This is a genomic window from Pseudonocardia halophobica (genome assembly GCF_027922425.1).
GTDB lineage: Bacteria > Actinomycetota > Actinomycetes > Mycobacteriales > Pseudonocardiaceae > Pseudonocardia > Pseudonocardia halophobica.
The window spans coordinates 22,984-36,118 of the sequence record NZ_BSFQ01000056.1 but is presented as its reverse complement, the minus strand read 5'-3'; the positions used below and the strand labels follow the sequence as shown (position 1 = coordinate 36,118).

The window sequence follows — 13,135 nt, the reverse complement described above, 5'->3', positions numbered from 1 at the left end:
GGCGCCCGCCCGCGCCCGCCCCGGCGCCGATCCCGCCGCGCTGCTCCGCGCCGCCGAGGACCTCGAGGCGGAGGCCGACGCCGCGCGGGACCGGCGCACCGTCCTGCACCGGCTGCGGGCCGACGCGGAGCGCGCCGCCGCCGAGAGCGACGCCCGGCGCCACGACCTCGACCAGGCGTCCCTGCGCTGGCGGCACGCACTGCGCGCGGCGGGCGGACCGGCCGACGCCGGGCCCGCGAGCTGGCGCGTCCGGCAGGAGGTCCTGGCCGAGGCCGTGCACGCGGAGGCCGACGGTCGCGCGCTCGCCGCGGAGGCGAAGCGGCTCGCGGCCCGCGTCTCGGCCCACGAGAAGGCCGTGGCCGCCCTCGCCGAGCGGCACCTCGGCCGGGCCCTGCCCCCGGCCGTCGCGCTGCCGGAGCTGGTCGACCGGGTCCGGCAGGCCGCCGAGGCCGCGGTGTCGGCGCGGCTCGTCGACGCCGCCGCCGAGCAGGCCGAGGCGGAGGCGCGCCGCGTCCGCCGTGAGGCGTCGGCGGCCCGGCAGCGGCTCGACCGGCTGGCCGTGGAGCTGTGGCTCACCGCCGCGCCCGAGGAGGGCGGCCTCGACGCCGCCGCCGAGCGGGGCCGCGAGGCGGTCCGGATCCGCGAGGAGGAGGCCACGGCGCTGGCCCTGCTGCGCACCGCGGCCCCCGACCTCGACGCCGACGAGCTGGTCGCGGCCTCCGAGACCGTCGAGGAGAGCGCCCTCGCCGACGAGCTGGATCGCGCCCGCACCGCGGCGGCGGAGCTCGCGCGCGAGCACGAGGAGCTGCTGGAACAGCTCGGCGGGCTGCGGGACCGCCGGCGCGTGCTCGAGGGCGCCGACGGTGCCGCCGTGCTGCACGCCGAGGCGCAGGGGCACCTCGCCCGGGCCGCGGAGGCCGCCGAGCGGTACGTGATCGTGCACCTGCAGCGCGAGACCCTGCGCCGCGAGCTGGAGAGCTACGAGCGCCGGCACTCGTCCCCGCTGCTCGACGAGGCGGGCCGGCTGCTCGGGCGGCTCACCGGCGGGCGCTTCGCCGGGCTGCGGCCGGCGGGCGGCGAGGCCCGCACGCTCGTCGCCGCCCGGGCGGACGGGGAGGAGCTCGCGCCCGACCAGCTCTCCGAGGGCACGGCGGACCAGGTCTTCCTCGCCCTCCGGCTCGCCGGGATCCGGCAGCTGCAGGCCGAGCGCCGGGCCGCCGGCCTGCCGGCCGTCCCGGTGGTGCTCGACGACGTCCTCATGACCTTCGACGATGCCCGCGCGGCGGCTGCCCTCGCCGTCCTCGCCGAACTGGCCGCGGACTGGCAGGTGCTGCTGTTCAGCCACCACGAGCACCTGGCGGCCCTCGCCCGGCGGGCCGTCGAGGACGTCGGGGAGGGCGTGACGGTCATCGACCTCGGCCCGCCCGCCGCCGTCGCGCTCCCGCTCGCCCACCCCGCCTGAGCCCAGTCGCCTGATCCCACCCCGCCTGATCCCACCCCGCCTGAGCCCGCCCCGCCAGCCCCGCCTGATCCCACCCCGCCTGATCCCGCTCGCGGCCGGCCGCACCGCGCGCGGATCCGCGCGTGCCGGGGCCCGGGATCCGCCCCCGACGCGGCAGGATGACGTCCGTGATGGATCCGAGCGGCGAGCACTTCAGGATCGCGTCCGGCGAGGCGCGGGCGGCGGTGAACGAGGTCGGGGCGGGGCTGCGCTCCTTCTCCGTGGCCGGCGTCGACTACACCGAGCCCCAGCCCGAGGGCGTCCGCCCGCCGCGCGGGTCGGGGTCGCTGCTGGCGCCCTGGCCCAACCGGGTCGCCGGCGGCCGCTGGACCTGGCAGGGGAAGGCGCAGCAGCTCGCGCTCACCGAGCCCGACGCCGGCAACGCCATCCACGGCCTGCTCCGGTACGCGTTCTGGCGCCCCACGGACCGCACCGACGCGGCGATCACGCTCGAGGCCGTCGCGCCGCCGCAGAACGGCTGGCCGCAGCCGGTCCGCGTCGCGGTCACCTACGCCGTCGACGAGCAGGGCCTCACCGTCACCACCACCGCCACCAACCTCGGGTCCGACGACGTCCCGTTCGGCCTGGGCTTCCACCCCTACCTGCGCGTCGGCGACACCCCGACGGACGACTGCACCCTCACCCTCGCCGCCCGCGCCGCGCTCCCGCTCGCCGACCAACTGCCCAGCGGCCCGCTCGAGCCGCTCGCCGCCGACGCGCCGCTGCGCGCGGGTGCGCCCCTGAAGGGCGTCGAGCTGGACTCCGCCTTCGGCGACTGTGCCCCCGCCGACGGCGACGACCTCGTCCGGCACCGCCTCGTCGCGCCGGACGGCCGGGGCGCCGAGCTGTGGGCCGAGCCGGTGTTCCGCTGGGTGCAGGTCTTCACGCCGCCGGACATGCCCGGGCACGGCCGCGGCGTCGCCGTCGAGCCGATGACCTGCCCGCCCGACGCGCTGAACTCCGGCACCGACCTCGCCGTGCTCGCCCCCGGCGAGGAGTGGACGGCCCGCTGGGGGATCCGGCCGGTCACGGCCTGAGCGGCTAGGGTCGGTCCGGGTCACCGACGACGCGGACGAGGGGGCACGGATGCACACTCTGGCCGGGGGCAGGTTGCCGGAGATCGACGGGGTGGAGGTCCCGGGCTACGACCGGTCCGCGGTCACGGTGGGCATCGTCCACTTCGGCGTCGGCGGGTTCCACCGCGCACACCAGGCGATGTACGTCGACTCCCTGATGAACCAGGGCGAGGCGCTCGACTGGGGCATCTGCGGGGTCGGCGTGCTGCCGGGGGACCGGCGCATGCAGGAGGTGCTCACCGGGCAGGAGGGGCTGTACACGCTCGTCGTCAAGCAGCCGGACGGCTCGCTCGCCCCGCGCGTGATCGGCTCGATCGTCGAGTACCTGTTCGCGCCGGACTCGCCGGAGGCCGTGGTCGAGAAGATGGCCGCGCAGAGCACGCGGATCGTCTCGCTCACGATCACCGAGGGCGGCTACAACATCGACCAGGTCACCGGCGAGTTCGCCGAGGACACCCCGGAGATCCGCGCCGACCTGCAGCCGGGCGCCGAGCCCACCACGGTGTTCGGCCTGGTCACCGAGGCGCTGGCCCGCCGCCGGGAGCGCGGGCTGCCCGCCTTCACGATCATGAGCTGCGACAACATCCAGGGCAACGGCGACACCGCCGCCCGCACCTTCGCCGCGTTCGCCCGGCTGAAGGACCCGGAGCTCGGCGAGTGGGTCGAGAAGAACGTCGGCTTCCCCAACTCCATGGTCGACCGGATCACCCCCGCCACCAGCGCGGAGGACACGAAGCGCCTCGAGGACGAGTTCGGCCTGGCGGACGGCTGGCCGGTCGTCTGCGAGCCGTTCACGCAGTGGGTGCTCGAGGACCACTTCTCGGCGGGCCGCCCGCCGTTCGAGGACGTCGGGGTGCAGCTCGTCGAGGACGTCGTGCCCTACGAGCTGATGAAGCTGCGCCTGCTCAACGCCAGCCACCAGGCGCTGGGCTACTTCGGCTTCCTCTCCGGCTACAGCTACGTGCACGAGGTCGCCGGCGACCCGCTGTTCGCGCGGTTCCTGCGCGCCTACATGGACCGCGAGGGCACGCCGACGCTGTCCGAGGTGCCCGGCGTGGACCTCGACGCCTACAAGACCACCCTGATCGAGCGGTTCGCCAACCCCGGCGTCGCCGACACCCTGGCGCGGATCAACTTCGGCAGCTCGGACCGCATCTCGCTGTGGGTGCTCCCGGTGATCCGCCACCAGCTGCAGCACGGCGGCGAGATCGAGCGCGCGACCGCGGTCGTGGCCAGCTGGGCGCGCTACGCCGAGGGCGTCGACGAGAAGGGCTCGCCGATCGACGTCCAGGACCGGCTCGCCGACACCCTGGTCCCGCTGGCCCGCACCCAGCGCGACGACCCGGAGGCCTTCATCCGCAACACCGCGGTGTTCGGCGACCTCGCGGACGACGAGCGCTTCCGCGAGGCCTACCTCTGGGCCCTCGACTCCCTGCACCGCGACGGCGCCCGCGCCACGGTGGAGAAGCTCGTCGAGCGCTAGTGCTCCTGGTGCGCCAGCAGCGCCGCCCCGATGATCCCGGCGTCGTTGAGCAGCTGGGCCGGGACCATCGGCGTACGCGTCTCCACGTAGGGCTGCCACCGGGAGAACTTCTTGCTCACCCCGCCGCCGACCACGATGAGATCCGGCCAGAGCAGGTTCTCCACGTGCTGGAAGTAGCGGGTCAGCCGCCCGCCCCACTCCTCCCACGAGAGGTCCTCGCGCTCCCGGGCGGAGTCGGCGGCACGCTTCTCGGCGTCGTGCCCGTCGATCTCCAGGTGCCCGAGCTCGGTGTTGGGGAACAGGTGCCCGCCCAGGACCAGCGCCGACCCGATACCGGTACCCAGGGTGGAGACGAGCACGGCGCCGCGGTGTCCCTTCGCGGCCCCGTACTCGACCTCGGCGATCCCGGCGGCGTCGGCGTCGTTGACCACGAGCGCCTTGCGGCCGGTCTTCGCCCGCATCAGGCCCTGGGCGTCGCAGCCGATCCAGGAGGGGTCGACGTTGGCCGCGGTCTGCGTGACCCCGTGCTGGACCACGGCCGGGAACGTGCAGCCGAAGGGCCCGTCCCACTCGAAGTGGTCGAGGATCTGCCCGACGACCTCGGCGACCGCCTCGGGGGTCGACGGCTGCGGGGTGGGGATCCGCAGCCGCTCGTCGGCGAACTTGCCCTTGTCGAGGTCGACCGGCGCGCCCTTGATCCCCGACCCGCCGATGTCGATGCCCAGGCCGTGGTGGTGGCCGTGGTGCCTCTTCTTCGTCATCCGCCCAGCGCTCCCCTCACGACCTGCTGCGCCTCCTCCTGGATCCGGGCCAGGTGCTCGGAACCCCGGAAGCTCTCCGCGTAGACCTTGTAGACGTCCTCGGTGCCGGAGGGGCGGGCGGCGAACCACCCGTTCTCCGTCACGACCTTGAGCCCGCCGAGCGGCTCGCCGTTGCCGGGCGCGGTGGTGAGCCGCGCCGTGATCGGCTCGCCCGCCAGCTCCGTCGCGGAGACGTCGTCGGCGGACAGCCTGCCCAGCTTGGCCTTGTCCTCCCGGGAGCAGGCCACGTCGGTGCGGGCGTAGGCGGGGTCGCCGAACCGGGAGGTCAGCTCGGCGTAGCGCTGCGACGGCGTCTGCCCGGTCACCGCCGTGATCTCGCCGGCGAGGAGGCACATGATGATGCCGTCCTTGTCGGTCGACCACGGGCGGCCGTCCGTCCGCAGGAAGGACGCCCCGGCGCTCTCCTCGCCGCCGAAGGCGATGCTGCCGTCCCGCAGGCCCGGCACGAACCACTTGAACCCGACGGGCACCTCGAGCAGCTCCCGGCCGAGGTCCGCGGCCACCCGGTCGATCATGGACGAGCTCACCGCCGTCTTCCCGACGGCCGCGCCGCCGGGCCAGCCGGACCGGTGCGCGTAGAGGTAGTCGATGGCGACGGCGAGGTAGTGGTTCGGGTTCATCAGCCCGGCGTCGCGGGTGACGATGCCGTGCCGGTCGGAGTCGGCGTCGTTGCCGGTGGCGATGGTGAACTCGTCCTTGCGGCCGACCAGGGACGCCATCGCGTAGGGCGACGAGCAGTCCATCCGGATCTTGCCGTCCCAGTCCAGCGTCATGAACCCGAAGGCCGGGTCGGCGTCCGGGTTCACCACCGTGAGGTCCAGCTTGTAGCGGTCGGCGATCGCGCCCCAGTAGTGCACCGCGGCGCCGCCGAGCGGGTCGGCCGCCAGCACCACGCCCGCGCTGCGGATCGCGTCGAGGTCGACGACGGACTCCAGGTCGCTCACGTAGGCGTCGAGGAAGTCGTAGGTCCCGCGCTCGGCCCGGTCGAGGGGCACCCGCTGCACACCCTGCAGCTTCGCCTCGAGCAGCTCGTTGGCGCGGCCGGCGATCCAGCCCGTGGCCGCGGTGCCGGCCGGGCCGCCGTCCGGCGGGTTGTACTTGAAGCCGCCGTCCGCGGGCGGGTTGTGCGACGGCGTGACCACGACCCCGTCCGCCAGTCCGCTGTCCCGGCCCTCGTTGTAGGTCAGGATCGCGTGCGAGACGGCCGGGGTCGGCGTCCAGCCGTCGCGGGAGTCGACGAGCACCTGCACCCCGTTGGCCGCGAACACCTCGACCGCGGTCACCCAGGCCGGGTCGGACAACGCGTGCGTGTCCTTGCCGAGGAACAGCGGACCGTCCGTGCCCTGCTGCGCCCGGTACTCGCAGATCGCCTGGCTCGTCGCCGCGATGTGGTCGTCGTTGAACGTGGCCGAGAAGGCCGACCCGCGGTGCCCGGAGGTGCCGAACGCGACCCGCTGCTCCGCGACCGAGGGGTCGGGGTGCCGGTCGGCGTACGCGGCCAGCAGGGCCGGCACGTCGACGAGGTCCTCGGGGCGGGCCGGGGTGCCGGCCCGCGGGTGGATGGCCATGTCGTCCTCCGCTTCCGTGCGGCGCCGGGCGGTGACCGGCGCGGGTGCCGCCTGTAGCCTGCCGCATCCGCGCCGCCCGGTCATCCGGACACGTCCGCAGGATGACTCTGCGCCGGGGCCGCCGGGGTTACCCTCCGCCGCATGCGGATCGCCTCCCTGCTGCCCGCGGCCACGGAGATCGTCGGGGCGCTGGGCCTCGGCGGGGCGCTCGTGGCCCGCACCTTCGAGTGCGGCGTCCCGCCCGGCGCCCCCGAGCGCGTGCCGGTGGTGGTCGACACCGCGATCCCGCCGGGGCTGGAGCCGAAGGAGATCGACAGCTGGGTGGCCGACCGCGCCGCGGCCGGGCTGCCGATGTACGAGCTCGACCGCGCCGCGCTCGCGGCCGCCCGCCCGGACCTGATCCTCACCCAGGACCTCTGCCGGGTCTGCGCGTTGCCGTCCGGGTCGGTCGAGGAGGCGTTGGCGGAGATCGGCACCGACGCCGCCGTGGTGTCCGTCGACCCGCACACGCTCGACGAGGTGCTGGCGGCGATCCTCGCGGTCGCCCGCGCCGCGGACGCCGCCGAGGCGGGGGAACGCCTGGTCGGCGACCTGCGCGGGCGGCTGGCGGCCGTGGCGGAGGCCGTCGCAGGCCGGCCGGTCCCGCGGGTCCTGATGCTGGAGTGGACCGACCCGCCGTACGTCCCGGGCCACTGGGTCCCCGACCTCGTCCGCCGGGCCGGCGGCGAGCCGCTGGCCGCGATCGCGGGCGGCCGGAGCGTGGCCGCGCCGTGGGCCGAGCTCGCGGCCCTCGAGCCGGACGTCGCCGTCGTCGCCCCGTGCGGGTTCGGGCTCGCCGAGGCCGAACGCCAGGCCGGGGCGGTCGCCGCGCAGCTGCCCGGGGTCCCGCTCGTCGCGATCGACTCGGCCGCGTACGTGGTGCAGGCCGGGCCCGGGATCGTCGACGGCGTGGAGGCGCTGGCCTGGGCACTGCACCCCGACGCCGTGCCCGCGCCGCCGCCCGGGCGGATCAGCCGACGCTGACGACGTCCGCCCCGGTGAGCCGGATCAATCCGGCGAAGCGGGCGGTCCGCTGTGCGGAAGATCCCGGGCGCCCCGACGATGCCGGGGGAGGTGAGGGTCGATGACGACCTCGGCGGGCACGACGGCGGCGGCGATCCACGCTCGGCTGGACCGGCTGCCGGTGACCCGGCGGCACCGGTACGCGCTGGTGGCGGTCGGGATCGGCATCTTCTTCGATCTCTACGAGGTGTTCCTCGCGGGGACGCTCGCGACCGTCCTCGGCAAGGAGTTCGGGGTCACCGGCACCGCGCAGAAGCTGGTGCTGGCCTCGGTGTTCGTCGGCGCCTTCGTCGGGGCGATCACGTTGACCCGGCTCGCCGACCGCGTGGGTCGCCGCCGCGCCTTCTTCCTCACCCTCGGCATCTACTCGCTGTTCTCGGTGGTGGGCGCCTTCAGCCCGAACGTCGAGATGCTGATCGTGTGCCGGTTCCTCGCCGGCATCGGGATCGGGGCCGAGCTGCCGCTGTGCGACGCCTACCTCTCCGACCTGCTGCCCGCGCGCGTCCGGGGCCGGATGATCGCCTGGGCGTACACGGTCGGCTTCTGCGGCGTGCCGGTGGCGGGCCTGCTCGCCCGCGTGATCGCTCCGCACAGCTTCCTCGGGCTCGAGGGCTGGCGCTGGATGTTCGTGATCGGCGGGCTGGGCGCCCTGCTGTGCTGGCTGATGCGCCGCGGGCTGCCCGAGTCGCCGCGCTGGCTGGCGTCGGTGGGCCGCAACGAGGAGGCCGACGCCGCGGTCCGCGTCTTCGAGGACGCGGCGCGGGCCGAGCGCGGCACGCTCGACGAGCCGGAGCCCGGCCCGGAGATCGCTCCGGCGAAGCGCGAGCCGATCCGCGCGCTGTTCCGCAAGCCCTGGCGGCGCCGCACCGTGATGCTGTGGATCTTCCAGCTCTTCCAGACCTTCGGCTACTACGGGTTCGGCACGCTCGTCCCGCTGGTGCTGGCGGCCAAGGGCTACGACGTCGTCCAGGGGCTGACCTTCACCGCGCTCAGCTTCCTCGGCTACCCGATCGGCTCCGCGCTCTCGATCCCGTTGATGGAGCGGGTGCAGCGCAAGACGCTGATCGTCGGCGCCGCGATCGGGATGATCGTCCTCGGGCTCGGCTTCGGGTACGCGGCGAACCCGGTGCTGATCGTCGCGCTCGGGTTCGCCTACACCGTGGTCAGCAACCTGTTCTCGAACGGCTTCCACGTCTACTCGGGCGAGCTCTTCCCCACGACCCTGCGCGCCACCGGCGCCGGCAGCGCCTACTCGCTGTCCCGGCTGGCCACCGCGGTGATGCCGTTCGTGCTGGTCCCGCTGCTCGACTCGGCGGGCCCCACGGCCGTGTTCGTCGCGATCGCGGTGGCGATGGTGATCGTGGCCGTCGACGTGGCCGTGCTCGGCCCGCGCACCACGGGCCGGAGCCTGGCCGACCTCACCTAGCGAACACTCAGCCCCCACCCCAGCGCCGGCCCACGAGCCGGGCCAGGAACGGCGCGACCAGCAGCATGAAGATCACCCGGAGCACCTGGACGGCCACGACGAAGGTCACGTCCCCGCCCGACGAGATCGCGGTGGCCAGCACGGCGTAGATACCGCCGGGGGTCGTGGCCAGGTAGCCGTCGAGCTGGGTCGCGCCCGTCGCGGCGGACAGGACGAGGCCGAGCCCGGCGCACGCGGCGACGATCACCAGGATCAGGACCGTGGCCAGCGGGAGGATCCGCAGGACCGTGCGCAGCGCGGGGCGGGTGAAGCGCAGGCCGGCCTGCCAGCCGATCACGGCGTAGGCGAGGTCCACGAGCAGCGTGGGCGGCGAGGCGTCGAAGGTCAGGCCGGTGAGGCTGAGCGCCAGGGCGATCACCATCGGCCCCAGCAGGGCGCCCGCCGGCACGTGCAGGCGGTTCGCCACCGGCACCCCGACCAGCGCGCACACCGCGACGAGCGCGACCCCGAGGTACCAGGGCCCCGTGGCCGGTCCCGTGCCGCCGACGCCGACGTGCCCGGCGCCGAACACCGCCGTCGCCACGATCGGCATGGTCGCCGTGACCATTCCCACGCGCAGGTACTGGATCACCGAGACGATCCGCTCGTCGCCGCCCAGCTCGCGGGTCACGGCCACGAGGCCCGAGGCGCCGCCCGCGGTCAGCGCGAGCATCCCGGTCAGCGGCGAGACGCCGCGCTGGACACCCAGCAGCAGGCCGGCGGCCATGCTCACCGCGAGCGTCCCCAGGCTGACCAGCAGGACGGGCAGCCAGCCGGCGGCCACCGCGGACAGCGTCTCCGGTCGCGCGAGCACCCCGATGACCACGCCGATCACCGCCTGGGCCGCCGACGTCGCGGGGCGGGCGATGCGGTCCGGCCCGATCCCGATCAGGGCGAGCACCGTGGCCACGGCGAGGCCGGCGAAGAGCGCGGGGGAAGGGACGCCGAAGCCCTGCAACAGGACGGTCAGGACGACCGTCAGCGCGACCAGCAACGCCCACCGGCCCCGCGGGGGGAAGGACCGGGCCCCGCGTGCGCTCCCGGTCCGCTCCTCCGTCACCGGTCGACCCTGTCACGGCGCAACGAGCCGTCGCGCGACGGGGGAGCCGAGTGGCAGAGTGATCTCCGATGCATGCCACGGACAGTGAGGACCAGGCAGTGCCGGTCGAGCAGACGGTGGAACCGGGCATCCCCGCGGACGACACCCCGCTGGGGCGGGAGCTCGCCCGGATGACCGCACCCGGCGCGGAGTACGCCCTCCGGGAGGAGGTCGTCGGCGGCGTCCCGATGCGGGTGTACATCCGCGGGCCGCACACGCTCGCCGAGATGATCGCCGACACCGCCGCCTTCGGCGACCGGCCCTACTGGGTCTACGCCGACGAGCACCTCGACTACGCCACCCACCTCCGACTCGTGCACGGCCTGGCGGCGGCCCTGCTCGGCGAGTACGGCCTGAAGCCCGGTGACCGCGTCGCGATCGCGATGCGCAACTACCCCGAGTGGGGCGTCGTGTTCTGGGCGGCGCAGCTCGCCGGGCTCGTCGCCGTCCCGCTCAACGCCTGGTGGACCGGCCCCGAGCTGGTCTGGGCGGTCGGGGACTCAGGGGCCCGGATCGTCGTCGCCGACGGCGAGCGGGCCGCCCTGCTGACCGGGCACGGCGGGATCGGGAGCGACGTGCCGCTGGTCCGGGTACGCGGCGAGGGCCCGTTCGCGGGGCGCGAATGGGCCGACCTGATGACGTCGCTGGACCCGGCGGCCGGCCCGCCGCCGTCGACGGTCCGGCCGGACGACCCGTCGACCATCCTCTACACCTCGGGCACCACCGGGCGCCCCAAGGGCGCCGTGCACACCCACCGCAACCACGTGACCAACGCGCTGAACGTGCTGCTCACCGCCCGGGCCAACGCGGCCGCGTCGCCGGGGCCGAGCCGGCCCGCGCCGCCGCAGACCGGCACCCTGCTGACCTACCCGCTCTTCCACATCGCCGGGCTCAACGGCCTGTACGGACAGGTGATCATCGGGGGCAAGGTCGCCACGATGTACCGCTGGGACCGCGAGGAGGCGCGGCGGCTGGTGCGCGAGGAGCGGTTGACCGGCGGCGCCGGCGTCCCCACCACGATGCGCGAGCTCGCCGAGATCGCCATCGCGCACCGGGACGAGCTGTCGTCGTTGTCGCGCATCGGGATGGGCGGGGCGCCGATCCCCGGCGAGCTGGTCCAGCGCATCGACACCGAGCTCGGCCCGATGTCCGCCAACGGGTACGGGCTCACCGAGACCACCTCCGCGGTCTGCGCCAACATCGGCGCGGACTACGTGGCGCACCCGGACAGCGTCGGGCGGCCGGCGCCCGGGGCCGACGTCCGGATCGTCGACCCGGAGACGCTCGACGACGTGCCGGAGGGCGAGATCGGCGAGCTCTGGTTCCGCGGGCCCAACATCGTCGGCGGGTACTGGCGGAACGAGGAGGCGACCGCCGCGGCGTTCGTCGACGGCTGGTTCCGCACCGGCGACCTCGGGCTCGTGCGCGCGGGCTGGGTGTACGTCGTCGACCGGCTCAAGGACGTGGTGCTGCGCGGCGGGGAGAACGTCTACAGCGCCCAGGTCGAGGCCGCCCTGCACGAGGTGCCGTGGGTCGACGAGGTGGCGATCTTCGGCGTCCCGCACCCGACACTGGGGGAGGAGGTGGCCGCCGCCGTTCGCACCACACCCGGGTCCCCGCACGACGACGCCGCCGCCGACGCCCTGCGCGCGCACGTCACCGCGCGGGTCGCCGGCTTCGCCGCCCCGGCCCACGTGTTCTGGTGGACCGAGCCGCTGCCTCGCACCGCCACCGGCAAGCTGCTGAAACGGGAGCTGCGCGAGCGCTCCGGCTGAGCCGGGCCGACCGGCCACCCGCACACCCGCGACGGCCTCGGTCGTCGTGCGCTGCGGGGGGCTGCTGTGAAGGCGATCAACGGAGTGCCCCCTCGTTCGAAGGGGCCTCGGCCCCGGGGCCGATGGGTTCTCAGTCCTCCAGGTCGGCGAGGCGTTCCTCGGCGCGGGTGAGGGCGGTCGCGGTGTCGCGGGCGGTGCGGCTCGCCTCCCGCTCGGCCTGGGCGGCGTCCTTGACGGCGGCCGCGGCGGCGGTGCGGGCCTCCCGCGCCCGCTCCAGCTCGGCGGTGAGCTCCTCGACGCGGGCCGTGGCGTCGTCGCGCTCGGACTCGGCGTCGCGGAGGGCCGCGGCGGCGTCCTCCTGGGCGTCGGCGGCGGCGTCGGCCGCGCGGCGGGCCTCGTCGACGGCCTCCCGGGCCTCGGCGCGCTCCCGTTCCCGCTGCGCCCGCTCCTCCCGCTCGCGGCGCTCCCGCTCGGCGCGCTCGGCGGCGTCGAGCTGCGCCTCGGCCTCGGTGTCGGTGTCCGCCACGGAACGTTCACGGGCGGGTCGCCGCGGCGGACGGGTGACGGGCCGGCGACGCCGGGCACCCTCCCCGTCCCGCTCGCGGGGCTTCCGCGGGCCGGTGCCGGCGGTGGTCTCGCCGCCGAACCCGAAGCCCGACCAGCTCACCGTCCGGGTCAGCCGCCCCGACCGCACCTCGTCGGCCACGTCCTCGTCCGCCAGGGCCGCCTCGAGAATGCCGCGCAGGTCCTTCTCGACCGATTCGGTGACCCGGTGCCCGTCCTCGGCGGCCAGCCGCCGCGCCTCGCGGGCCATCGCCCCGACCAGCTTGGAGCGCTGCGCGGAGAGGTGGCGCAGCTGGGCGCCGTCGAGCGTCCGCTGCGCGGAGGAGAGCTCCTCGGCCAGGTCGAGCAGGGCGTCGAGCTGCTCGCCGCGCTCGCGGGCGAGCAGATTGGCCAGCCAGGCCGCCTGCGTGGGCCGCCGGAACCGCCCGATCGCCTTGGCCGCCTCCTTGTCCCCGGCCTCCTTGGCCTCGGCGACCAGCTCGTCCCGCACGGGGACGAAGTCGTCCGGGGCCACGCCGTAGAGCTCGTCGGCGGCGGCCTCGACCCGGTCTCCGGTGTCCATGGCCTCGGTGGACCCGTCGGGCGTCTCCGCGGGGCGTCCGGCGGAGCCCTCGTCGGCGTCCGGAGCAGAGCGGTTCATGCTCACTCGATTCAGTGTGGCATCGGTCACAGATCCATCCGGTACTCACGGATTGTGACAGGTCCTCAGTGGGCACCCGGT

At 75.3% G+C, this 13,135-nt stretch carries 10 protein-coding genes; 6 read left to right on the top strand and 4 right to left on the bottom strand.

Going from position 1 to position 13,135, the window contains the following annotated elements; genetic code table 11:
• From PKE99_RS34880 to PKE99_RS34870, 3 genes are all read left to right on the top strand, one after another.
• On the top strand, positions 1 to 1,462 hold a 1,462-nt coding region (locus PKE99_RS34880; RefSeq protein WP_369075883.1), incomplete at its 5' end, for an ATP-binding protein.
• Between the two features lie 170 nt (positions 1,463 to 1,632).
• Positions 1,633 to 2,538, top strand: coding sequence for an aldose 1-epimerase family protein (locus PKE99_RS34875; RefSeq protein WP_156067460.1), 906 nt, complete (start codon positions 1,633 to 1,635; stop codon positions 2,536 to 2,538).
• Between the two features lie 49 nt (positions 2,539 to 2,587).
• Positions 2,588 to 4,060: a mannitol dehydrogenase family protein gene (locus PKE99_RS34870; protein WP_037044424.1), complete on the top strand. Its 1,473-nt coding sequence runs from the start codon at positions 2,588 to 2,590 to the stop codon at positions 4,058 to 4,060.
• Here PKE99_RS34870 and ppgK read toward each other — a convergent pair.
• Both ppgK and pgm read right to left on the bottom strand, forming a co-directional pair.
• Positions 4,057 to 4,821 carry a polyphosphate--glucose phosphotransferase gene (gene ppgK / locus PKE99_RS34865; RefSeq protein WP_037044425.1) on the bottom strand — a complete coding sequence of 255 codons (765 nt, stop codon included), beginning with the start codon at positions 4,819 to 4,821 and terminating at the stop codon, positions 4,057 to 4,059. The genes PKE99_RS34870 and ppgK overlap by 4 nt on opposite strands.
• Entirely contained in the window at positions 4,818 to 6,449 is a 1,632-nt protein-coding gene (pgm, locus tag PKE99_RS34860) for a phosphoglucomutase (alpha-D-glucose-1,6-bisphosphate-dependent) (RefSeq protein WP_037044427.1), read from the bottom strand. The genes ppgK and pgm overlap by 4 nt, the downstream gene beginning before the upstream one ends.
• Before the next feature lie 141 nt (positions 6,450 to 6,590).
• On the opposite strand from pgm, the gene PKE99_RS34855 reads away from it, so the two are divergent.
• Positions 6,591 to 7,472: an ABC transporter substrate-binding protein gene (locus tag PKE99_RS34855; protein ID WP_037044429.1), complete on the top strand. Its 882-nt coding sequence runs from the start codon at positions 6,591 to 6,593 to the stop codon at positions 7,470 to 7,472.
• Positions 7,473 to 7,572: 100 nt separating this feature from the next.
• Positions 7,573 to 8,937, top strand: coding sequence for an MFS transporter (locus tag PKE99_RS34850; protein ID WP_037044431.1), 1,365 nt, complete (start codon positions 7,573 to 7,575; stop codon positions 8,935 to 8,937).
• Between the two features lie 7 nt (positions 8,938 to 8,944).
• Here PKE99_RS34850 and PKE99_RS34845 read toward each other — a convergent pair whose 3' ends face one another.
• Positions 8,945 to 10,036 carry an AbrB family transcriptional regulator gene (locus PKE99_RS34845; protein ID WP_051737249.1) on the bottom strand — a complete coding sequence of 364 codons (1,092 nt, stop codon included), beginning with the start codon at positions 10,034 to 10,036 and terminating at the stop codon, positions 8,945 to 8,947.
• A 98-nt stretch (positions 10,037 to 10,134) separates the two neighbouring features.
• Here PKE99_RS34845 and PKE99_RS34840 point away from each other — a divergent pair, with 98 nt between their 5' ends.
• Positions 10,135 to 11,850 (top strand): class I adenylate-forming enzyme family protein, encoded by a 1,716-nt coding sequence (locus PKE99_RS34840; RefSeq protein WP_051737250.1) that lies wholly within the window; start codon positions 10,135 to 10,137, stop codon positions 11,848 to 11,850.
• 130 nt (positions 11,851 to 11,980) lie between these two features.
• On the opposite strand, the gene PKE99_RS34835 is transcribed toward PKE99_RS34840, so the two are convergent.
• The gene (locus PKE99_RS34835) at positions 11,981 to 13,054 is read right to left on the bottom strand and encodes a hypothetical protein (RefSeq protein WP_271214963.1); all 1,074 of its coding nucleotides are present in this window, start codon (positions 13,052 to 13,054) and stop codon (positions 11,981 to 11,983) included.
• Positions 13,055 to 13,135 lie beyond the last annotated feature (81 nt).